Source organism: Terribacillus saccharophilus (assembly GCF_002272745.1).
GTDB classification, from domain to species: Bacteria; Bacillota; Bacilli; order Bacillales; family Amphibacillaceae; genus Terribacillus; species Terribacillus saccharophilus_B.
This window is the reverse complement of record NZ_NPBD01000018.1, coordinates 16,861-39,441: the sequence shown is the minus strand read 5'-3', so window position 1 is coordinate 39,441 and position 22,581 is coordinate 16,861. Positions and strand designations below refer to the sequence as shown.

Below are 22,581 nucleotides of genomic sequence, written 5' to 3'. Positions count from 1 at the left end.
TATAAAGTCAAAAAGACCACTACATACGTAAGTGGCCTTATGCAGACAATACTTTTCTTCCTTTACGACGACGACGAGCTAGAACATTACGTCCGTTTTTTGTGCTCATACGTTCACGGAAGCCGTGTACTTTTTTTCTTTTACGAGTATTAGGTTGGAATGTACGTTTCATATATAAAACACCTCCCTTGAGGATATATCAAAAAAATTGCGAAAGGTCATAGACAGTCTTGAACATTATACGTAAAAAAAGGCAGACATGTCAACCTATCATTTTTTGCTGGATCATCTCTTTCTTTTATCCACAGCCCATGTTAATCTAGTAACCCTGTGTATAACTTTTTCCACACAGGTTTTCGACAACTTACACACATAAACGCATGCTGTGGATATATTTTGTCTACACTCGCCGGCATTTGTGGATAACTGTCGATTAAGCATTGCAAGACAAGGATTATTCTGGTATCATATCTGTGTTTTACTGATTGGATAACATCATCACCAAAATCCGTTATCCACAGAGTGTGGATAAGCTGTGGACATCTATTCACAGGTCTGTAGATACAGTTATCAACAGCAACGTGGACAACTGAAGAAGTAGCTTCATTGCCCTTTAATATGCGGATTTTCTATCCACATCCATATATATATGTGCACGGTCTTTTTGCATGCGCGATCCTTTTTTAGCATGTTTCGAAAAGGCCTTTTAATACCTATCATGATGCAGTTCTTTGAGAAAGTGACTGCTTCTTTCATTTTTTCAGAAAGGGGGATGCCTGTTGGAGAATATTCAGGATTTATGGAAAAAAACATTACAAGCAATTGAGAAACGAATCAGTAAGCCGAGCTTTGATACTTGGTTGAAAAATACACAAGCTTATGCAATTGAAGAAGATACACTTGTGATTGAAGCCCCCAACGAATTCGCCAGAGATTGGCTGGAAAGCAGCTACTCCTCTTTGATCGGAGATACACTTTATGAAGTGACTGGCAATCGGCTGCAGACGAAATTCATCATTCCAGAGTTTCAGCAGGAAGAAGAAGTCATCCGCCAGCCGATGCCAAAGAAAGCTGCCGTAAAGGATACGTTGGCAGAATCACCAAAAAGCATGCTGAATAGCAAGTACACATTTGATACATTCGTTATTGGCTCAGGCAACCGGTTCGCACATGCTGCTTCACTTGCTGTTGCAGAAGCACCGGCCAAAGCCTATAATCCGCTATTCATCTATGGTGGTGTCGGACTTGGTAAAACCCATTTAATGCATGGAATCGGACATTATGTCTTGGATCATAATCCGAATGCAAAAGTCGTTTACTTATCCTCTGAAAAGTTCACGAATGAATTCATCAATGCCATCAGGGATAATAAAACAGCCGAATTTCGGGCTAAATACCGTAATATCGACGTCCTTCTTATAGATGATATTCAATTCTTGGCTGGAAAAGAACAGACGCAGGAAGAGTTCTTCCATACATTTAATGCGTTACATGAAGAAAATAAACAAATTATCATTTCCAGTGACCGGCCGCCAAAAGAAATACCAACATTGGAGGACCGGCTCAGGTCCCGTTTTGAATGGGGATTGATCACGGATATTACACCTCCGGATCTGGAAACGCGGATTGCTATCCTTCGCAAGAAAGCAAAAGCAGAAGGCCTGGACATTCCAAATGAAGTTATGCTGTACATTGCCAATCAAATAGACACCAATATCCGGGAGCTGGAAGGTGCTCTTATACGCGTTGTTGCTTATTCATCTCTTATCAACTCGGATATTGATGCTTCCTTAGCTGCAGATGCACTGAAAAATATCATTCCTAGCTCAAAGCCAAAAGTTATTACGATCCATGCGATTCAGGAACAAGTTGGCGAGCGCTACAATGTCCGCTTGGAAGAATTCACTGCGAAGAAACGTACGAAGGCTATCGCTTTCCCTCGCCAAATCGCTATGTTCCTATCAAGGGAACTGACTGATTTCTCTTTACCGAAAATTGGAGAAGAATTCGGCGGCAGAGACCATACAACCGTTATTCACGCGCATGAGAAAATCTCTAAACTACTAAGTGTAGATCAGGATTTACAGCGCGACATCGATGAAATAAAAGAAAGACTCAAATCTTTCTGACGATTGGACCCTGTTGATAAACGTGCATAAAGTCTTTTTTTATTCACATATTATCCACAGGGTATTTTTATTGGTATTACTGGTCTTTTTCATACTTATCCACATAATCACAGGCCCTATTACTACTACTGTATTTTTATAAATAATAATTAATAAGAAGAACCCCCCATAGGAGGAACGCAATTATCATGAAATTTGTCATACAACGTGATCGGCTTTTAGCAAGTATCCAGGATGTTGTGAAAGCAATCTCATCCAGAACAGCAATTCCAATCCTTACAGGGATGAAAATCGAAGCAAAAGAAGATGGCATTACGTTAACAGGAAGTGATTCTGATATTTCCATCGAATCCTTCATTCCAAAAGAAGAAGATGGCATTGTCTATGTAGAACAAATAGAACCTGGCAGCATTGTACTGCAAGCAAAGTATTTCCCGGAAATTGTTCGGAAAGTACCGATGAATGCAGTAGAAATTGAATCTGATGCACAATTGAACGTAACAATCCGATCCGGAAGTGCAGAATTCAAATTAAATGGCCAAGATGCAGAGGAATATCCACAGTTGCCGAAGCTGCATAGTGAAGATAGCTTTGAACTTCCTGCTGACTTATTGAAAAACGTCATTAAAGAAACTGTATTTGCTGTATCAACTCAAGAAACGCGACCGCTGCTAACTGGAGTAAATGTCCGTGTTCAGGAAGATCAATTGCATTTTGTTGCGACAGATAGTCACCGCTTAGCATCCCGTCAGATCCCTGTTTCAACAAATGAAGCCGCATTAGGGTTCCAAAATGTTGTCATCCCTGGTAAAAGCTTGACGGAATTGAACAAAATCCTTGATGAAAACCAAGATCCTGTCGAAATTCGGATCACTAATAACCAGATCTTGTTCCGAACTAAACATCTGTACTTCCTATCTCGTTTGCTGGAAGGAAACTATCCGGATACATCTCGTCTGATTCCATCAGAAAGCAAGACATCATTGCTGATCGACACGAAGGAACTGCTCCGCTCCATCGACCGAGCATCCTTACTGGCGAAAGAAAATAGAAATAATGTTGTGAAACTGGTAACCCAGGATTCCGAACAGCTGGAAATCAGCAGTAATTCCCCTGAAGTTGGACGTGTCGTAGAAGAAGTAACCGTTCAGGAAATTTCAGGAGAAGAATTGCGAATCAGCTTTAGTGCCAAATATATGATGGATGCACTGAAGGTCATTGAAAGTGAGCAAGTGAAGATTGAATTCACGGGAGCGATGCGCCCATTCCTTATCCGTCCAACGGATGATGAGGACTTGCTGCAGCTGATTACACCAGTTCGTACGTATTGAGTTATACACATGTGGATAAAAGCACTGCCCCGACGGCGGTGCTTTTTTTCTGTGCATAACATGATGCCTTGAAGGATTGGGCATAATGAAAATAACTTTCAAAGTTGTGGATACTTTAGTAAAATGATAAGAAGGCAACATAAAGTAAGGAGAGCGGAAATGAACGAAGAAATTCAAATCAACACCGAATATATCCAGCTTGGGAAATTCCTGAAGCTAGTGAATGCTGTCGAGAGCGGCGGAATGGTCAAGCTGTATTTAGCTGATTATCCAGTGCTGGTCAATGGCGAGGAAGAAAACAGACGCGGCAGGAAGCTGTATCCGGAGGATCGTGTAGAGCTGCCGGCGACATCCGAAGTTTTCATTGTCAAAAAGGCATAGCAGTCTGCCGGATACAGAAAGGACCTAAGCATGCATATCCAAGAGCTAACGCTTACGCATTATCGGAATTACGATAAGCTGCAGCTTCAATTCGACGATAAAGTGAATGTAATCATCGGCGAGAATGCACAGGGCAAGACGAACCTGATGGAAGCCATCTACGTGCTCGCCTTCTCCAAATCGCATCGAACCCCTAAAGATAAAGAACTTATCCAATGGGACCAAGATTATGCTAAAATAGAAGGGAGCATCCTCAAGCGGAAACAGCGGTTTCCGCTTGAGATCGTCCTATCGTCCAAAGGGAAAAAAGCAAAACTGAATCATCTGGAACAAAAACGCCTAAGTGATTATATCGGGGCGCTTAATGTCGTCATGTTCGCTCCTGAGGATCTGAACTTGGTGAAAGGCAGTCCGCAAATTCGCAGGCGTTTTATTGATATGGAGATCGGCCAGATTCAGCCGGTCTATATCTACCACCTTGGACAATACCAAAAAGTTTTGAAGCAGCGGAATCATCTGCTGAAGCTTATGCAGCGGCGCCAGGCTGATCCGACAATGCTTGATGTGCTGACGGAGCAGTTGATTGAGCATGCTGCCATCATATTAGAGAAACGTTTCCTCTTCCTCAGACTGCTCCGCAAATGGGCGCAGCCCATCCACCAGAGCATCACGACGAAGCAGGAGACTCTTGATATAGAATATCTTTCCAACTTACACGTATCAGAAGAATCCGATAAGGAAACGCTGAAAGTAGCTTATGAGGAGAAATTCTCTGAATTACGGACACGTGAAGTGGAAAGAGGGACAACTTTAGCAGGCCCCCATCGTGATGACCTGTCTTTTTATGTGAATGGGAAAGATGTACAAGCTTTCGGTTCACAAGGTCAGCAGCGTACGACAGCTTTGTCATTGAAGCTGGCTGAGATAGAACTAATCTATAACGAGGTCGGAGATTATCCGATTCTATTGCTGGATGATGTCTTAAGCGAGCTGGATGACAGCAGGCAATCGCATCTGCTTGAAACGATACAGGGGAAAGTCCAAACCTTTGTCTCGACGACGAATGTATCAGGTATCCAGCATAAAACTCTGAAACAGGCAGAACTGTTTACAATAAAATCAGGGAAGCTTGTCAGTGAGTCAGGAGGATCCTGATGTTCATCTCGATCGGTTGGAATAATGTCGTTAGAGCTGAAGAAGTGGTGGCCATCTTGGAATACGGTCAAGCTGCTAAAACAGTTGATCCCACTTTGGCAGAAAACGATGAAGCGGACCATGTATCAGCCAAATCTATCATTGTCACCACTGATCGGATTTATTCTAGTCCTTTATCCGTGCAGACATTGAAGAAACGGGCTGATACAACGGTTCCGAGAATGATAGAAGAAGATAACCTTTAAAGAAATGCAGGTGATTTAAATGGCAATGGAAGATAAAATGCCTGAAGAACAGTTGTATGATGCAGATCAGATACAGGTACTGGAAGGATTGGAAGCAGTCCGCAAACGGCCAGGAATGTACATCGGATCAACAAGTGAACGCGGTCTGCACCATCTTGTATGGGAGATTGTCGATAATAGTATCGATGAGGCGCTTGCTGGCTATTGTGACCATATCCAAGTAATCATCGAAGAAGATAACAGCATCACCGTTGAAGATAATGGACGTGGAATCCCGGTAGGTACGCATGAGAAGACTGGCCGCCCAGCGGTGGAAGTTATCATGACAGTACTTCATGCCGGCGGTAAATTCGGTGGCGGAGGATATAAAGTATCCGGCGGTCTGCACGGGGTAGGTGCGTCAGTAGTAAACGCCTTGTCCACGGAGCTTAATGTTAAAGTGCATCGTGATGGTAAAATCCATGAACAGACCTTCCAGCGAGGTATACCGGCTGGGGATCTGCAAGTCACAGGTGAATCTGACAGAACAGGTACAATTACACATTTCAAGCCGGATCCGGAAATCTTTACGGAAACGACTGAATATAACAAAGAGACTTTGCTTATCCGTATTCGTGAGCTTGCTTTCTTGAATAAAGGACTCGCAATCAGCCTGGAGGATAAACGCGAAGAAAATCCAGAGCGTATCACGTTCCATTACGAAGGCGGTATCCGTTCGTATGTAGAGCATCTTAATCGCTCCAAAGAAGTACTGCACGAGCCGTTCTATGCGGAGAATACGGATTCTGAAATCACTGTGGAAGTCGCGTTACAATACAATGACGGCTATACAAGCAGTATCTACTCTTTTGCGAATAATATCCACACGTATGAAGGCGGGACGCATGAAGCTGGATTCAAATCCGGTCTGACACGTGTTATTAATGACTATGCCCGTAAAAACAATATGTTCAAAGAGGCAGATCCGAATCTGTCTGGGGATGATGTACGCGAAGGATTGACTGCAATCATTTCCATCAAGCATCCTGACCCGCAGTTCGAAGGGCAGACGAAGACGAAGCTTGGTAACAGTGAAGCACGTCAAGTTACTGATGCAGCATTCACAGAGCTATTTTCCAAGTTCTTGTTTGAGAACCCTGATACAGCACGAATCGTTGTTGAAAAGGGATTGATGGCATCCCGTGCTCGTATTGCAGCCAAACGTGCACGTGAACTAACCCGTCGTAAGGGTGCACTGGAAGTAAGTAGCTTACCAGGTAAACTGGCTGACTGTTCTTCCAAGGATGCTTCAATCAGTGAATTGTACGTTGTAGAGGGAGACTCTGCCGGCGGTTCTGCAAAACAAGGACGCGACCGACACTTCCAAGCTATCTTGCCTTTGCGCGGAAAAATTATCAACGTTGAAAAAGCGAGACTGGATAAAATTCTAGCTAATAATGAAATCCGTGCCATGATTACAGCACTTGGTACAGGTATTGGTGAAGACTTTGATATTTCCAAAGCACGCTATCATAAACTGGTCATCATGACTGATGCGGATGTCGACGGTGCTCATATCCGGACATTGCTGCTGACATTCTTCTATCGTTACATGCGACCATTGATTGAGAATGGCTATGTTTATATCGCACAGCCACCACTCTATAAAGTACAGCAAGGGAAAGCAGCTTATTACGCTTATAATGATCGGGAACTTGAGCGTGTAATGAGTGAGATTCCTAAAGTACCAAAACCGGGTCTGCAGCGTTATAAAGGTCTTGGAGAAATGAATGCAGCGCAGCTGTGGGAGACGACAATGGATCCGGATAACCGTACATTGCTTCAAGTCAGCTTGGCTGATGCGATCGATGCGGACCAAATTTTTGATATCCTGATGGGCGACAAAGTCGAACCGAGACGGAATTTCATTCAAGACAACGCAGAGAATGTACAGAATTTAGATATCTAACCAATCGAATATTGGTTCCGGCAATTTGACAGGAGGTTTTCGCATGGCGGATGAATTACGTCCAAGTGTGCAAGAAAGAGATATAAGTCAGGAAATGCGTACGTCGTTCCTTGACTATGCAATGAGCGTTATCGTAGCGCGTGCATTGCCTGATGCGAGAGACGGCTTGAAGCCGGTGCATCGCAGAATCCTTTATGCATTGCATGATTTGGGTATGCATGCTGATAAGGCATATAAGAAATCAGCCCGTATCGTCGGGGAAGTAATCGGTAAATATCACCCGCATGGTGATACAGCTGTGTACGAAGCGATGGTCCGTATGGCACAGGATTTCAGTTATCGTTATATGCTCGTAGACGGACATGGAAACTTCGGTTCTGTGGACGGTGACTCAGCAGCGGCAATGCGGTATACAGAAGCACGTATGTCCAAGATATCCATGGAGCTCTTGCGTGATATCAACAAGGATACGATCGATTTTGGCGATAACTATGACGGCTCTGAGAAACAGCCGCTCGTAATGCCAGCCCGATTCCCGAACCTGCTTGTGAATGGAGCTTCAGGTATTGCGGTAGGTATGGCAACCAATATCCCGCCTCATAACCTGAATGAAACGATAAATGCGGTTCTGGCACTTAGTAAGAATCCGGATATCACTATCGAGGAATTGATGGATGATTATATATTCGGTCCGGATTTCCCAACTGCAGCTGAGATCCTGGGTCGAAGCGGTATTCGGAAAGCGTATGAAACTGGCCGCGGTTCGATTACGATTCGTGCCAAAACAGAAATTATCGAGCATGATAACGGCAAATCGACCATTCTTGTGCATGAATTACCATATCAGGTGAATAAGGCACGTCTTGTCGAGAAAATCGCAGAACTTGTCCGTGATAAGCGTATTGAAGGAATTACGGATCTGCGGGATGAATCCGACCGTAACGGTATGCGCGTCGTGGTCGAAGTTCGCCGTGATGCGAACCCGAATGTCATTCTTAACAATTTGTACAAGCATACAGCTCTGCAAACATCCTTCGGGATTAATATGCTTGCCCTTGTGGATGATAAACCACAGATTTTGAACTTGAAACAAGCATTGACACATTATCTTGATCACCAGCAAGTCATCATCCGCCGCAGAACAGAATTCGAATTGCGTAAAGCAGAAGCTAGAGCACATATCCTGGAAGGGTTACGGATTGCCCTGGATAATCTCGATGAGATCATCAGCTTGATCCGCGCCTCCCAGACAACAGATATTGCTCGTGAAGGACTAATGGAGCGCTTCAAACTTTCTGATAAGCAAGCACAAGCAATCCTAGATATGCGTTTGCAGCGCCTGACTGGCCTGGAGCGTGACAAGATTGAAGATGAGTATCAAGAACTGGTCAAAGTGATTGCGGAACTCAAAGCGATACTTGCTGATGAAGAGAAGGTGCTTGAGATCATTCGTGAAGAATTGACGGAGATCAAGGAACGTTTCGGTGATGAACGCCGTACAGAAATCGTTATTGGCGGTATTGACTTCATAGAGGATGAAGCACTTATTCCTGTTGAGAATGTCGTTATCACATTAACGCACCAAGGCTATATCAAACGCCTGCCTTCAAACACTTACCGCAGCCAAGGACGCGGCGGCCGAGGAATCCAAGGTATGGGAACAAACGAAGATGACTTCGTCGAACATCTTATTTCGACCAGCACACATGATACGATTCTGTTCTTCACGAACAAAGGAAAAGTATATCGTGCGAAAGGCTATGAGGTGCCGGAATTCAGCCGTACAGCAAAAGGTATTCCAATCATCAATATGCTGGAAATCGAAAAAGGCGAATGGATTAACGCTTTGATTCCAGTCAAAGAGTTCGCAGATGACTGGTATTTGATATTCACAACCAAACAAGGGATTTCCAAACGGACAACCCTATCTCAATTCGCCAATATTCGTAAGGGCGGTCTTATCGCATTGAACTTGCGTGAGGATGATGAATTGATATCTGTTCGTATGACAGATGGTCATAAACATATCATGATCGCGACGAAGAATGGTTACCTGATCCGATTCCCAGAGGAGCAAATCAGACCAATGGGCCGTACTGCGGCAGGGGTTAAAGGGATAACTCTGCGCGGAGAAGATGATTCGGTCGTGTCCATGGATATAATCGATGAAGGTGTCGAGATCCTGAATGTTACCGAAAAAGGCTTCGGAAAACGGACACCTGAGTCGGAGTATCGCATCACGAATCGCGGCGGTAAAGGAATCCTTACATCCAAGATCACGGATAAAACAGGACAGATGGTATCAGCTAAGCCGGTTACCGGTGAAGAAGATATCATGATCATTACAGTCTCCGGTGTATTGATTCGGATGCCTGTTTCAAGTATTTCGTCTACTGGCCGGAATACACAGGGTGTTATTCTGATTCGTATTCAGGAGAATGAGGCGGTAGCTACTGTTGCTCGTATTGATAAAGAGCAAGAGGAAGAAATCGAGGATGTCTCAGATGATATGCTGGAGGAACCAGTAGTATCAGAGACTGATGATACAGAAGAAGAATGATATTAGCATTCCCGCTCCCATAGTGGGAATGCTTTTTTTTACATAACCTTTGGATGAAAGGATGCAGGATATGATCGTCTCAGCCAATCAGCTCGTTGCTGGCTGTATCGTAACAGCCGATGTTATCGGTAAAAGCGGTATGCCGCTCGTAAAAAGCAAGACAGTACTGACAGATACGGAGATCTTTTATTTGCAAAAAATGCTCGTAAAAGAAATAACAGTTGCCAGTCATTTAGAGAATGGCAGCAGTTTTGTTCCTGAAAAGGATTCTGTAAGGGTTCAGCCTGCCATCATACAAGTGCATTTCCAGGATGCCTATGCAGCAGCAGCTGAAGGCTACCAAAAGCAATTCAACGCATGGCAGCATGGCTCCGCTGTCGATATAGCTGCACTTCGAAAACATATTCTCCCTGTTCTGGAGAAGGTCAGTGAATGGGAAGGAAATGTGTTCAATTTACCTTCATACCGAAAGCAGATTGATTATTTGTCAGAACACGCAGCAGGTACGGCTGCGCTTGTAGCAGCTGTCTTACAAAAAGCAGGTTTTTCTGAGGCGGATATCAAGCAAATCGGTTTGGCTGCTTACCTGGCTGATTGCGGTATGGCCAAACTTAAACAGCCGTATCACATCCAGAAGCGCCGTTTGCATGATAGTGAATGGGATGACGTCCAAAAGCATCCAACCTTCTCCTATCGTATGGTTGAGCAGGCTTCTCTCCTCTCTTCCAAAGCGAAGCTGGCCATCCTCCAGCATCATGAACGGGCAGATGGAGCTGGTTACCCGCTGCGATTACCGAAGGAAAAGATCCATTCATTTGCGAGTCTTCTCTCCATTTGTGATACATATCATGCTTTGATATCCGAACGTGCTTTCCGAGTTGCTGTATCTCCATATGAAGCGGTGGACATCATCCTGGAGGAGCAATTCAGACGATTTGATCCGGCAATGATTCAGCACTTTACCCAGGCATTTGTCGATGCCCAGCAAAACACGACGGTCAGATTATCATCTGGGGAACTTGCTGAGATTGTCTTTACTGATAGTAACCATCCGACTAGGCCAATGGTACGCGAGCAAGAAACAGGGCAAGTGAAAGCATTGACTGAAATCCCGCAGATACGCATCGAAAAAATCATCTCATGAAGCACGCTATTCAGCGTGCTTTTTTAATATCTTGAAAATGCTTTAGCATGTAGGAGCCAATCAATAAAGGGAATTTTTCTGCAGTAATCTCCAAAAATCGGACGATGAGCGGATATTCGTTACGCCGGTTAACATGAAGCAGATCTGTCCACCACTCTGCTTCATAGCGGCAAATCATGCTTAAGTTATACAGCAGTGCATAATGCGCCATACACTCATGAAAGCTGCTCCAATAGCTCTGCCGGATAAAGTAGTATTGTTGGTTATTCGGATTGCAGTAAAGCGGCCCAGCTGTTTCCCACAGCGAATCAGGAAGCTGAATTGCAAGCTGATCCTGCTCGATTAATTTAAAAGAGTAAGATTCCAGGAATTCTAAAAAGCGGCGTTTTGTATATTGAAACTCATCTAGTAAGCAATCCGGCAGAATGAGCGCATCTTTTCTCAGGCTAACTTCTGTCAGAATACGCTTCCCCTGCTGCAGCGAAAGAAGATCATGTAGTTCTGGAACTAATCCGAACATATCCCCCATGGAAACCTTTTTGACACTATGAAGATCTCTCTTACACACATGACGTGAAAAATACGGGAATAAGCCGCGCTGCTGGAATAATACTTCATCCATGCTGAATTGATAGTCACGCTTCTTACGCTTCCTAGTCGACAAACCATGTGCAAGATCTGCTGTGGATTCTGGGTAGGCAGGACGTGTCAGCAGCAAACTTGCCTTCATAAAATGGGTCATTCCGTAAAATAATAAGACAGGCTTCATTAATAGCGGGGCATTTTTTCCATAAGAATAATAAGATTTACCATGTTCCAGATAGGCAAGGAAGGCGGAAACATTTTGATAGCTCTGTGACTCTGCATCAGGAACACCGAGATGCTGGTAGCTTTTTTGCAGAAAGGAAAGAGCTGCATCCTCTGCTTCAAGGAAGGAAAGAAAGGTGGATACGTTTTCATCATGCATACAGAATCCTCCAATGATTTTTACGTGCTCATATAGTTGAAAAACCGCGCATCTTGGCGTATTGTAAGTAACAATAGGTTTTAATAGCAGTATTTTAACCATATATAAACATTTCATGATAAAAGGAGGATAAACATGCGGGAAGATAAGTTTACTAAAGAGGGTTTAACTTTTGATGATGTCTTGCTTGTGCCAGCGAAATCAGAGGTTCTGCCACGTGATGTGAAATTCCAAACAGCATTGACGAAAAATATCACTTTGAACATTCCATTGATCAGTGCAGGAATGGACACAGTAACAGAGGCAAGCATGGCGATTGCAATGGCTAGACAGGGTGGACTTGGTATTATCCACAAAAACATGTCCATTGAAGAGCAAGCAGAGCAGGTGGATCGCGTCAAACGTTCGGAAAGCGGCGTTATCACAGACCCATTCTTCTTATGCCCGGAAAACCAAGTGTTTGATGCAGAGCATCTGATGGGTAAATTCCGCATTTCAGGTGTACCAATCGTTAACAACAGAGAAGAGCAGAAACTGATCGGTATCCTGACAAATCGCGATCTTCGTTTCGTACAGGACTATTCCATCGCGATCTCCGATGTCATGACAAAAGAAAATTTGGTGACAGCACCTGTTGGAACTACATTGGATGATGCAGAGAAAATCCTTCAGAAGCATAAAATCGAGAAGCTGCCGCTTGTAGATGAAAATGGTGTGCTGAAAGGTTTAATCACAATCAAAGATATCGAGAAAGTGATTGAATTCCCGAATTCTGCTAAAGATAAACATGGACGTTTGTTAGTAGGAGCTGCTGTTGGGGTCACTGGTGATGCAATGACTCGTATCAGTAAATTGGTAGACGCAGGTGTAGACGTACTTGTTGTTGATACAGCTCATGGTCACTCCAAAGGTGTTTTGGAGCAGGTTAAAGCAATCAAAGACAAGTTCCCTGAAGTTGACTTGATTGCTGGTAACGTAGCGACAGCAGAAGGTACACGTGCATTGATTGAAGCTGGTGCTGACGTCGTAAAAGTCGGTATTGGACCAGGCTCCATTTGTACAACACGTGTCGTAGCTGGTGTAGGTGTACCGCAAATCACTGCTGTGCACGATTGTGCAGCGGAAGCAGAAAAGCATGGCGTCTCCATCATTGCTGACGGCGGAATCAAGTATTCCGGTGATATCGCTAAAGCGATCGCAGCAGGCGGACATGCTGTTATGCTCGGCAGTATGTTTGCAGGTACAACAGAAAGCCCTGGTGAGACTGAAATCTTCCAAGGTCGTCAATATAAAGTGTATCGCGGTATGGGATCTGTCGGTGCAATGAAGTCTGGCTCCAAAGACCGCTACTTCCAAGGTGAAACAGAAGAAGCGAAGAAATTGGTTCCAGAAGGCATCGAAGGTCGTGTCGCATACAAAGGATCACTATCTGATACGGTTCACCAGTTGCTTGGTGGCTTGCGCGCGAGCATGGGCTACTGTGGTGCCCCTGATATTGATTACTTCCGTGAGAATGCGCAGTTTATTCGTATGACTGGTGCAGGATTGCGTGAAAGCCATCCGCACGATGTTCAAATTACAAAAGAAGCACCGAACTATTCCCGTTAACTAATCATATTCTGAAACGACGCCAAAATCGGCGTCGTTTCTTTTTTATAGTACATAATCTAACAAATAAACAGACTTTTTGCAATATAAATAATATTGTAAATATGGAAAGGGTTTGCTAACGTTATGGAGAATTATTAATCTCAAGGGGGAGATGAACGAATGAAAATGAAAAAATCACTTTCAGCAGTAGTCCTTATGACGTTGTTAGCACTCATACTCAGCGCATGCGGAGGAGGAACAACCGGGGGATCAGGGGATTCCGGCGATGATGAAGAAGGCGGACAGCAATTCATTACGTTGCTCACAGGAGGAACGGAGGGGACATATTATCCGCTTGGTGGAAGTATTGCCGAAATTCTTAATTCCAATGTGGATGATGTAAAAGCGACAGCTACCTCGACTGGTGCATCAGTCGAGAATATGAATACATTGAGCGAAGGTAATGATGATATCGTTGCTTTTACTCAGACTGATATCGCTGCCTATGCAACAGACGGAAAGCTGATGTTTGATGGCAAACCGATCGATAGCATCCGTGCCATCGGCTCTCTTTACCCAGAAACAATCCAAATTGTAGCGACAGAAGCAAGCGGAATTAAAACAGTGGAAGACTTGAAAGGAAAGACTGTTTCCATTGGCGCGCCTGGTTCGGGAACAAATGCCAGTGCGGAGGATATCCTCAAGCTTTACGGTATGACAGTGGATGATGTGGAAGCACAGAATCTCGATTTCGGAGAATCCACAGCTGGAATGCAGGATGGAAACATCGATGCAGCATTCATCACAGCAGGTACACCAACAGGTGCAATCGAGAGCTTAGCAGCTACAACGCCGGTAACAATTGTTGGCCTTGAACAGGATAAAATCGATCAGTTATTAGAGGAATTACCATACTATGCGGCCTATACGATCGAGGCAGGAACTTATGATCTGGAAGAGCCGGTAGAAACGGTATCCGTCAATGCAATGCTTGTCACGACAGAAGGTATGGATGAAGAGCTTGTCTATAACATGACAAAGGCATTGTATGAGAATACAGGAGATATTGGTCATCAAAAAGCAGAGTTCATCAAAGCTGAAACAGCTGCCGACGGTGTCAGTATCCCGTTCCATCCAGGTGCCCAGAGATATTTGGAGGAAGCAGGAGTAGAACTGCCTTCTTTCTGATATATTACGGAAACGCCGGTAGCTTGTTTACCGGCGTTTTTTTACAAAAAGCAGGTGTAAAGATTTGCGGTTTCGCATCATTCTTTTAATCGGTATTCTGGTCATGACGCTGATTGCGTTGTACATATTTGTTCCCTTCCGGCATATACTCGCCTGTAAAGATTTGCAGAGTAATCGTCTTCTTACTTATTTGCCGATCGAGAATGAAGCACATGTAAGTATCCGATACACCCATTCCATCCATCGTTCTGATGTGACGGAAGAATACACAATCAATCAAACAAGATTATACCCGTATCAGCTTGTTTACGAAGATACTGCAGTCGGCATGCCAGCAAATGCAAAGCCCGGTGAAACATTCGAGATGAAGGATGGAAAATATTATATACGGAATATGAAGGGCTATCAGGATAGCCTCAATCTGACAATCGGAGAAGTGGTGGCAGATCACCAGCTGGTCTATCAGAAGCATAGCTATTCTCTCCAAGATAACATCGGACCAGGTGTCTCCATTAAAATCCAAGCAGAATACACGAGTTTATGGAACTTATGGAAAGGAGAGCTGCTTGAATGAATGAAAAAGCTATGAAGCTAGACATATTGTCGGAACAGGAACAACAGCAGCTGATTGAGAAATACGATAGTGAATCGAATTTCAGGAAACTTGCAGGCATCATGGGTGCCATCGTCTTTTTCCTTTTGCTCGCATTTTCCTTATACCAGCTGTATACCGCTACTTTCGGAAATGTACCTACCCAGATTCACCGATCCATCCATTTAGGATTCGGTCTAGTCCTGATTTATCTGTTGTTCCCGGTTAACCGGAAAAGCAAAGAGAAAAGGATTGCCTGGTATGATTATCTATTAGCTGCACTCGGTTTTTATATCGGTGCTTATTGGCCGGTGATGTATGACAATATCATTGCCCAAGGTGGACAGATGACGACCATGGATTTCATTACGGGATCTATAGCTGTTCTTCTCGTTTTGGAAGCGACAAGACGTACTGTCGGACTGCCGATTGTCATTATTGCCATTCTATTTATGGCATACGCTTACTGGGGCCGTCAGTTGCCTGATTTCATCGTCCATCCTGGTGTGGATTTGGATACACTCGTATACTCGCTGTTCTTTACGACAGAAGGTATGCTAGGTACACCAATTGGTGTTTCGGCTACGTACATTTTCTTATTCCTTCTGTTCGGTGCCTTTTTGGTAAAGACAGGAGTCGGGCAGTATTTTAATGATCTTGCTTTGCTAGTTGCCGGAAGGAGAATTGGAGGCCCAGCGAAAGTAGCCATTTTCTCCAGTGCGCTGCAAGGAACAGTAAGCGGCAGCTCAGTAGCCAACGTGGTGACATCAGGATCATTCACCATTCCAATGATGAAGAGACTTGGCTATTCTAAGAATTTCGCAGGAGCTGTAGAGGCGTCATCTTCTACCGGAGGTCAAATTATGCCGCCAGTCATGGGAGCAGCTGCCTTCCTGATGGTTGAATTCATCGGGGTTAGCTACTGGACTATTGCCAAAGCAGCTATCATTCCAGCTATACTTTATTTTGCCGGCATTTGGATCATGACCCATTTTGAAGCGAAGCGAACTGGATTGAGAGGTCTCAAAAAAGAAGAACTTCCGAACAAGAAGGAAGTTCTTAGCAAACTGTATCTGCTGCTTCCCATAATTGCTATGGTGTTTTATTTGAGCTCCGGGCTCAGCATCATGCGAGCGGCATTATATGGAATCGTCACGTGTGTGCTTGTGGCGTTAATCAGAAAGGAAGTTTACCGTCATCTGTACCCAATTGTATTCGGAGTTGTACTGGTTGCATATTTGATTTACAGCGGAGTAACTGGCAGTATGTCCATTCAAAATGGATTGATTATTGCAGCCATCGCTACGGTAATCGTCAGCTATTTCTTCGACCGTAACTTCTTAGAGACGATTGAAGCATTGGTAGACGGTGCAAGGACTGCCCTTGCTGTAATTGCAGCAACTGCAGCAGCAGGAATCATCGTCGCAGTAGTTACCAAAACAGGGCTTGGTCTGAGCCTTGCTAACAGCTTGGTAGGACTTGCAAATGAACAATTGTTTTGGACGTTGTTCTTTACGATGATTGCATCCCTTATTCTTGGTATGGGTGCGCCGACGACCGCTAACTATATCATCACATCGACGATTGCAGCACCAGCAATCATATTGCTTGGAATCAGTGATCTGCAAGCGCATATGTTTGTTTTTTATTTCGGTATCATGGCTGATATTACGCCTCCAGTTGCTTTGGCTGCATTTGCAGCAGCTGGTATGTCGGGAGGCCGGCCAATTGCAACAGGGGTCATATCGACGAAGCTGGCAATCGCGGCTTTCATCATTCCATATATGTTCGTATTTGCTCCGGAACTGCTGCTGGTTGGCACAAGCAATTATCTGCAAGTGGCTTGGATATTCGTTACAGCCTTCTTAGGGATGATTGCCATTGGAGCTGGAATGATCGGCTATTGGTTCCGCAGACTGTACTGGCCAGAGCGTCTTGTGGCACTGGCTGCTGGTCTTGCTTTAATCTATCCTGGAGTCTGGTTCAGTATTGCGGGTATCATTGTTTTCGCTGCCCTAATCGCATTCCAATACATGTATAAAAGATCTGAAATGAATCAGCCGGTTACAAGCTGATTTAGAAGCTGCCCTTTTCATAAGGGTGGCTTTTTTCGTTATTCATAAAGGGTATAGGTCTGATACAATGTCCTGGAGGTGGAGTGGTATGGCTAAACAACTAATTGATAATGACTGGCAGGATATCCTGCAGAGTGAATTTGAAAAAGACTATTATAAGGAGCTGCGAGGCTTTTTAAAAGAAGCATATCAGGAGCGGACAATCTATCCGGAGATGCACCACATTTATGAAGCATTGCAAGTAACATCATTTGCGAACACGAAGGTGGTCATATTAGGACAAGATCCATATCATGGACCAAATCAGGCACATGGTCTTAGTTTCTCAGTGCAGCCCGAGGTGGCTATTCCGAGATCACTTGTAAATATCTACAAAGAGCTGGCAGATGATATCGGCTGCCCGATTCCGACACATGGTTATTTGAAGCGTTGGGCGGAACAAGGCGTGCTGCTTTTGAATACAGCTTTGACCGTAGAAGCACATCAGGCAGCATCTCACCGAGGCAAAGGCTGGGAGCACTTCACGGACCGTGTCATTGAATCATTGAATGAGAAGCAAGATCCCGTTGTATTCATTCTTTGGGGGAAGCATGCTCAGGAGAAACAGAAGCTGATTAATACGGAGAAGCACTATACACTTACTTCTGTCCATCCAAGTCCTTTATCAGCAAGGCGCGGATTCTTCGGAAGCAAGCCATTTTCTAAGACAAACGAGATATTAGAAAATAATGGATTAGAGCCAATTGACTGGTGTATTCCAGACCTGTGAACAAAATGTAGAATCGGTACAAAGTACGTTCCCCTCTACCTATCGTCTATGGTAAAATAGCGGGGATGCACAGTAACGATTCTATTTTTTGTGGAGGTAGGAAGACTTTGAAACATCTTTTGAAAGCATCGATGATCGGTTTGCTCGCGATGCTGATTACGTTTAACACTTTTCTAGCGAAGCCACTAGACACACAAGCTGCGGAAGGCTTGGATATTGAAGCGGAATCCGCAATTCTAATAGACGCCAACTCTGGTGAAATATTATATGCGAAGCAGGCAGATCTCACTTTACCTCCAGCAAGTATGACGAAGATGATGTCCGAATATCTCATCTTGGATGCAATTGCAGCAGGGGATATCTCCTGGGATACGACAACACAAGTAAGTGACTATGCGTACAGCATTTCTTCTAATACGGATTTTTCCGGTACAGGACTCACGCAGAACAAGGATTATACGGTTCGCGATCTTTATAACGGTATGGCCATTAATTCCGATAATGCCGCAACGATAGTACTTGCAGAGCTTGTAGGCGGCAGTGAGACGGAATTCGTCAAAATGATGAATGAAAAAGCTGAAGAAATCGGTATGAAGGATTATAAATTCGTTAACTCTTCCGGTCTTTCCAACTCTGACTTAGGTGATAACCGAGCAGAGGGAACGAATGTCAACGACGAAAACCTGATGACTGCAAAGTCTACTGGTATCTTGGCATATAACTTGATCAAGGATCACCCAGAAGCACTCGAGGTTTCCAGCGTTACGCAAACAGATTTCGACGGTAAACAAATCACGAACTGGAACTGGATGCTACCAAACATGCCTGGATACTTAGAAGCATATGGCTATGAAGGTATGGATGGTTTAAAAACAGGTCATACAGACGTAGCAGGCTACTGCTTCACAGGTACGGCTGAACGTGATGGACAGCGTTATATAACTGTTATCATGAAGTCAGCTAGTGAAGAAGCACGCTTCCAGGAAACAGCAAAACTGCTTGATTACGGCTTCAATCAATTTGAGCAGGCTGAACTTTACAAAGCAGGAACAGAAATCAAGGACCATGCTTCTGTACCAGTTGCAAAAGGAAAAGAAGATAGTGTAGCCATATCAACAAAAGATGCAGTTACCACTTCTGTAAAGAATGGCGAAGAAGATAAATACCACTTGGAATACAAAGTCGACAAGGACAAGCTGGATGCAGATGGCGAACTGGTTGCTCCAGTGAAAAAAGGCGACAAAGTCGGAACTGCGACACTCGTCTATGACGGAGATGACCAAGGCAACATCAACGGAGGCTCCTATACTGTTGACGTTGTAGCATCTGAAGATGTAGAAAAATCAAACTGGTTCATGCTCTCCCTAGGCGCAATCGGTGATTTCTTCGCAGGTATTTTTACTAGTGTTACTGATACTGTTAAAGGCTGGTTTTAATTAATAAAAGCAGAAAAGAACGCTTAGAAACGGAGGAATAAGTGAGAAAGCCCGGAGGAAGGTGTTCTTCCTTCCGCAGGGACTTATCGCTTATGGCGAAGTTTCTGGTTTCTGTAGCAAGACAACATCAAGCCAAAACCTACAAAACCGGAAAAGACTCAGTCTTTTCCGGTTTTCTTGTATAAAATCCCTTTAGTATGTAGAAGCTAGAGCTGGAATTGCATATCATACTTGCATAATTACCTGAAATTAGCTATTCTTTAGGAAGAATAACAACAACGTGATGATAGGAACTAGTAACTTACAGCATGCTTTAAGAGAGTCGATGGCTGGTGAAAATCGATGCAGCGCTGTAGGTGAATCCATCCTGGAATGGTATGGAAACATACCCGGTACAAACCGTTACCTTGCCGAGCCGGAAGACTTCTTTGTCTTCAACCAGGGTGGTATCGCGGGTGAAACATCTCGTCCCTTTTTCTATAGGGATGGGATGTTTTTTTGTTCAAGAAAAAAGGAGGAAGCACATATGCTGGATATGAAATTTCTACGTTCAAACTTTGAAGAAGTAAAACAGAAGCTGCAGAATCGCGGTGAAGATTTAACTGATCTAGATAAATTCGGGGATTTGGATGACCGTCGCCGCAAACTGATCAATGGTACAGAAGAACTGAAAGCAAAGCGTAATGAGGTATCCAAGCAGATTGCTGTTCTTAAAAAAGAGAAACAAGATGCTGATGCTCAAATCAAAGAAATGCGCGAAGTAGGCGACCAAATTAAAGCATACGACGAGGAGCTTCGAGATGTCGAAAGTGAGCTTGATACGCTATTACTCTCTATCCCAAATATTCCGCATGAGAGCGTCCCTGTCGGCGAATCCGAGGACGATAATGTAGAAGCACGCAAATGGGGAGAAGTGCAGCAAAAGGATTTTGAAGAAAAAGCCCATTGGGATATTGCAACAGACTTAAGCATACTAGACTTCGAACGAGCTGCTAAAGTAACAGGAAGCCGTTTTGTATTCTACAAAGGATTAGGTGCCCGCTTGGAGCGTGCATTGATTAACTTCATGATGGATTTGCATTCCGATGAGCACGGGTATCAGGAAATGCTTCCGCCATACATGGTGAACAGAACAAGCATGACAGGAACTGGCCAGCTGCCAAAATTTGAAGAAGATGCCTTTAAGGTTGAGGGCTGGGATTATTTCCTCGTGCCTACAGCAGAGGTTCCTGTAACGAATTACTATCGCGAAGAAATCTTGAAAGGCGATCAGCTGCCACAGAGATTCGCAGCTTTCAGTGCTTCCTTCCGTTCTGAAGCTGGGTCTGCCGGCCGGGATACACGCGGTCTGATTCGCCAGCATCAGTTCAACAAAGTAGAGCTTGTACAGTTTGTTAAGCCTGAGGATTCCTATAACGTTCTGGAAGAAATCACGGGACATGCAGAGAAAGTATTGCAGCTGCTAGGTCTGCCATACCGTGTCATGAGCATGTGTACAGGCGATCTTGGTTTCACAGCTGCGAAAAAATACGACCTGGAAGTTTGGCTTCCAAGCAGCGGTACGTATCGTGAAATCTCTTCTGTATCCAACTTCGAGGACTTCCAAGCGCGTCGTGCTGGCATTCGTTTTAGACGCGATGAGAAGAGCAAACCGGAATTTGTTCATACATTGAATGGATCTGGATTGGCACTAGGCCGTACAGTTGCTGCTATCCTGGAGAATTACCAGCAGGCTGATGGTTCCGTGAAGGTTCCAGAAGTATTGGTACCTTACATGGGCGGTAAGACTGAAATCCGCTAAAGGGTTGACAGTAGACTTGAAAATATGGTGAGATAGCTTTTGGATACAAAAGCGCATGGAGGGGTACCCTAGATCGAGCTGAAAGAATCGGTCTCGAAAACCGACAGTGGCTCGTTCAAGGGTTGGAATTTCTCCTCCTTCACCTTTTTTTAATATTTTGTTGACATATGGATATACTACATGATATATTAGTACTTGTCTTACGGAGGAATACCCAAGTTTGGCTGAAGGGATCGGTCTTGAAAACCGACAGGGGCTTAGCGGCTCGCGGGGGTTCGAATCCCTCTTCCTCCTCCATATTTTACAAACATATAAAATTAATATACATAAATCGTTACGGTTAACCCGTAACGATTTTTTTATTGACTTCTGAAAAGAAGCATCGGATAATACTACAAACTTGTTTCACGTGGAACGGAGGCATTTATGAAGAAAATAGCATTTGTAGGTGCAGGCGCAATGGCGGAAGCGCTCGTTAAAGGGTTAATCGCAGCAGAGCATCTCCCAGCGAAAAGTATATGGCTGACGAATCATGCTAATGATGCGAGGTTACAGGAATTGCATGGAGCATATGGAGTAACGATTACGCGGAATCAGACGGACCTCTTGAAAGATGCAGACGTTATTATTTTATCAATGAAACCGAAAGATGCCGAAACTGCGTTATCATCTTTGAAAGCAGCAAAACTTAATTCAAAACAAATTGTCGTATCGATATTGGCAGGAATTCACACTTCTTTTCTGGAAAGCTATCTACCATCCAATCAGCCGGTTGTTCGGGCTATGCCTAATACCTCCGCTACAATTCTTGAGGCAGCTACAGCAGTCGCTGCAGGAGTACATGCAGGTAGTGAGGAGATGAAGGTTATTAGCAGTCTATTTAAGACTGTTGGAGAGGCTGTAGAGGTAGAGGAAGAGGCTATGGATGCAGTCACTGCCATTTCCGGCAGCGGTCCGGCTTATCTTTATTACATGATGGAAGCGTTAGAGGAAGCAAGCTCTCAAGTTGGTCTGGATGACAGTGTAGGCAAACAACTGTTGATCCAGACTTTCAAAGGAGCTGCGAAGATGCTTGAGCAGTCAGATCTAACCCCGGCTCAGCTTCGTGCGAACATCACCAGTGCTGGCGGCACGACTGCAGCGGGTATCAGTGTGCTGGAAGAGCAAGGTGTCAAAGCAGCTATTCAGGCATGTGTCAAAGCAGCGGCTGCCCGATCGAAGGAAATGGGACAAGCATTCATCAAATAAAAAAACCGCCTATGATGGCGGT

18 protein-coding genes, 1 tRNA gene and 1 other annotated feature are annotated in these 22,581 nt (G+C 44.2%); of the genes, 17 read left to right on the top strand and 2 right to left on the bottom strand.

Annotated elements, in window-relative coordinates; translation table 11 throughout:
- Positions 1-37: 37 nt before the first annotated feature.
- Positions 38-172 (bottom strand): 50S ribosomal protein L34, encoded by a 135-nt coding sequence (gene rpmH / locus CHH58_RS16370; RefSeq protein WP_095230473.1) that lies wholly within the window; start codon positions 170-172, stop codon positions 38-40.
- Between the two features lie 607 nt (positions 173-779).
- On the opposite strand from rpmH, the gene dnaA reads away from it, so the two are divergent.
- From dnaA to CHH58_RS16330, 8 genes are all read left to right on the top strand, one after another.
- Entirely contained in the window at positions 780-2,129 is a 1,350-nt protein-coding gene (gene dnaA, locus CHH58_RS16365) for a chromosomal replication initiator protein DnaA (protein ID WP_095230471.1), read from the top strand.
- 188 nt (positions 2,130-2,317) lie between these two features.
- Positions 2,318-3,460 carry a DNA polymerase III subunit beta gene (dnaN, locus tag CHH58_RS16360; protein ID WP_095230469.1) on the top strand — a complete coding sequence of 381 codons (1,143 nt, stop codon included), beginning with the start codon at positions 2,318-2,320 and terminating at the stop codon, positions 3,458-3,460.
- Between the two features lie 159 nt (positions 3,461-3,619).
- Positions 3,620-3,841, top strand: a complete 222-nt coding sequence (gene yaaA / locus CHH58_RS16355) for a S4 domain-containing protein YaaA (RefSeq protein ID WP_095220703.1) — start codon at positions 3,620-3,622, stop codon at positions 3,839-3,841.
- Between the two features lie 30 nt (positions 3,842-3,871).
- Positions 3,872-4,996 (top strand): DNA replication/repair protein RecF, encoded by a 1,125-nt coding sequence (gene recF / locus CHH58_RS16350; RefSeq protein ID WP_095230467.1) that lies wholly within the window; start codon positions 3,872-3,874, stop codon positions 4,994-4,996.
- A complete protein-coding gene (gene remB / locus CHH58_RS16345) occupies positions 4,996-5,241 on the top strand; it encodes an extracellular matrix regulator RemB (protein ID WP_095230465.1) in 246 nt (81 codons plus the stop codon). The genes recF and remB overlap by 1 nt, the downstream gene beginning before the upstream one ends.
- Before the next feature lie 19 nt (positions 5,242-5,260).
- A complete protein-coding gene (gene gyrB / locus CHH58_RS16340) occupies positions 5,261-7,189 on the top strand; it encodes a DNA topoisomerase (ATP-hydrolyzing) subunit B (protein WP_095230463.1) in 1,929 nt (642 codons plus the stop codon).
- A gap of 43 nt (positions 7,190-7,232) precedes the next feature.
- Positions 7,233-9,749, top strand: coding sequence for a DNA gyrase subunit A (gyrA, locus tag CHH58_RS16335; RefSeq protein WP_095230461.1), 2,517 nt, complete (start codon positions 7,233-7,235; stop codon positions 9,747-9,749).
- Between the two features lie 70 nt (positions 9,750-9,819).
- Positions 9,820-10,893 carry an HD-GYP domain-containing protein gene (locus tag CHH58_RS16330; protein WP_170937670.1) on the top strand — a complete coding sequence of 358 codons (1,074 nt, stop codon included), beginning with the start codon at positions 9,820-9,822 and terminating at the stop codon, positions 10,891-10,893.
- Positions 10,894-10,903: 10 nt separating this feature from the next.
- Here CHH58_RS16330 and CHH58_RS16325 read toward each other — a convergent pair whose 3' ends face one another.
- Positions 10,904-11,860: a YaaC family protein gene (locus tag CHH58_RS16325; RefSeq protein WP_170937669.1), complete on the bottom strand. Its 957-nt coding sequence runs from the start codon at positions 11,858-11,860 to the stop codon at positions 10,904-10,906.
- A gap of 135 nt (positions 11,861-11,995) precedes the next feature.
- Between CHH58_RS16325 and guaB the strand changes: the two genes are divergently transcribed.
- From guaB to proC, 9 genes are all read left to right on the top strand, one after another.
- A complete protein-coding gene (guaB, locus tag CHH58_RS16320) occupies positions 11,996-13,468 on the top strand; it encodes an IMP dehydrogenase (RefSeq protein WP_095233559.1) in 1,473 nt (490 codons plus the stop codon).
- Positions 13,469-13,630: 162 nt separating this feature from the next.
- Complete coding sequence (locus tag CHH58_RS16315; protein ID WP_095262859.1) at positions 13,631-14,638, top strand: TAXI family TRAP transporter solute-binding subunit; 1,008 nt, start codon at positions 13,631-13,633, stop codon at positions 14,636-14,638.
- A gap of 64 nt (positions 14,639-14,702) precedes the next feature.
- Positions 14,703-15,212 (top strand): DUF1850 domain-containing protein, encoded by a 510-nt coding sequence (locus CHH58_RS16310; RefSeq protein ID WP_095233557.1) that lies wholly within the window; start codon positions 14,703-14,705, stop codon positions 15,210-15,212.
- Complete coding sequence (locus tag CHH58_RS16305) at positions 15,209-17,305, top strand: TRAP transporter permease (RefSeq protein ID WP_095233556.1); 2,097 nt, start codon at positions 15,209-15,211, stop codon at positions 17,303-17,305. Before CHH58_RS16310 ends, CHH58_RS16305 begins: the two co-directional genes overlap by 4 nt.
- Positions 17,306-17,393: 88 nt before the next feature.
- Complete coding sequence (locus tag CHH58_RS16300) at positions 17,394-18,074, top strand: uracil-DNA glycosylase (RefSeq protein WP_095230447.1); 681 nt, start codon at positions 17,394-17,396, stop codon at positions 18,072-18,074.
- A gap of 107 nt (positions 18,075-18,181) precedes the next feature.
- Positions 18,182-19,510 (top strand): serine hydrolase, encoded by a 1,329-nt coding sequence (locus tag CHH58_RS16295; protein ID WP_249275162.1) that lies wholly within the window; start codon positions 18,182-18,184, stop codon positions 19,508-19,510.
- A gap of 274 nt (positions 19,511-19,784) precedes the next feature.
- Positions 19,785-19,986: a binding site (T-box leader), on the top strand.
- A gap of 50 nt (positions 19,987-20,036) precedes the next feature.
- Positions 20,037-21,311 (top strand): serine--tRNA ligase, encoded by a 1,275-nt coding sequence (serS, locus tag CHH58_RS16290; RefSeq protein WP_095230443.1) that lies wholly within the window; start codon positions 20,037-20,039, stop codon positions 21,309-21,311.
- Between the two features lie 204 nt (positions 21,312-21,515).
- Positions 21,516-21,608, top strand: a tRNA-Ser gene (locus tag CHH58_RS16285).
- Between the two features lie 129 nt (positions 21,609-21,737).
- The gene (gene proC / locus CHH58_RS16280; RefSeq protein ID WP_095230439.1) at positions 21,738-22,559 is read left to right on the top strand and encodes a pyrroline-5-carboxylate reductase; all 822 of its coding nucleotides are present in this window, start codon (positions 21,738-21,740) and stop codon (positions 22,557-22,559) included.
- The last annotated feature ends 22 nt before the right edge of the window (positions 22,560-22,581 follow it).

Bases quoted from the DNA above. Each gene is read 5' to 3' on its own strand.
- rpmH (WP_095230473.1), bottom strand. From the start codon at position 172: ATGAAACGTACATTCCAACCTAATACTCGTAAAAGAAAAAAAGTACAC.
- dnaN (WP_095230469.1), top strand. From the start codon at position 2,318: ATGAAATTTGTCATACAACGTGATCGGCTTTTAGCAAGTATCCAGGAT.
- yaaA (WP_095220703.1), top strand. From the start codon at position 3,620: ATGAACGAAGAAATTCAAATCAACACCGAATATATCCAGCTTGGGAAA.
- recF (WP_095230467.1), top strand. From the start codon at position 3,872: ATGCATATCCAAGAGCTAACGCTTACGCATTATCGGAATTACGATAAG.
- remB (WP_095230465.1), top strand. From the start codon at position 4,996: ATGTTCATCTCGATCGGTTGGAATAATGTCGTTAGAGCTGAAGAAGTG.
- gyrB (WP_095230463.1), top strand. From the start codon at position 5,261: ATGGCAATGGAAGATAAAATGCCTGAAGAACAGTTGTATGATGCAGAT.
- gyrA (WP_095230461.1), top strand. From the start codon at position 7,233: ATGGCGGATGAATTACGTCCAAGTGTGCAAGAAAGAGATATAAGTCAG.
- CHH58_RS16330 (WP_170937670.1), top strand. From the start codon at position 9,820: ATGATCGTCTCAGCCAATCAGCTCGTTGCTGGCTGTATCGTAACAGCC.
- CHH58_RS16325 (WP_170937669.1), bottom strand. From the start codon at position 11,860: ATGCATGATGAAAACGTATCCACCTTTCTTTCCTTCCTTGAAGCAGAG.
- guaB (WP_095233559.1), top strand. From the start codon at position 11,996: ATGCGGGAAGATAAGTTTACTAAAGAGGGTTTAACTTTTGATGATGTC.
- CHH58_RS16315 (WP_095262859.1), top strand. From the start codon at position 13,631: ATGAAAATGAAAAAATCACTTTCAGCAGTAGTCCTTATGACGTTGTTA.
- CHH58_RS16305 (WP_095233556.1), top strand. From the start codon at position 15,209: ATGAATGAAAAAGCTATGAAGCTAGACATATTGTCGGAACAGGAACAA.
- CHH58_RS16300 (WP_095230447.1), top strand. From the start codon at position 17,394: ATGGCTAAACAACTAATTGATAATGACTGGCAGGATATCCTGCAGAGT.
- serS (WP_095230443.1), top strand. From the start codon at position 20,037: ATGCTGGATATGAAATTTCTACGTTCAAACTTTGAAGAAGTAAAACAG.
- proC (WP_095230439.1), top strand. From the start codon at position 21,738: ATGAAGAAAATAGCATTTGTAGGTGCAGGCGCAATGGCGGAAGCGCTC.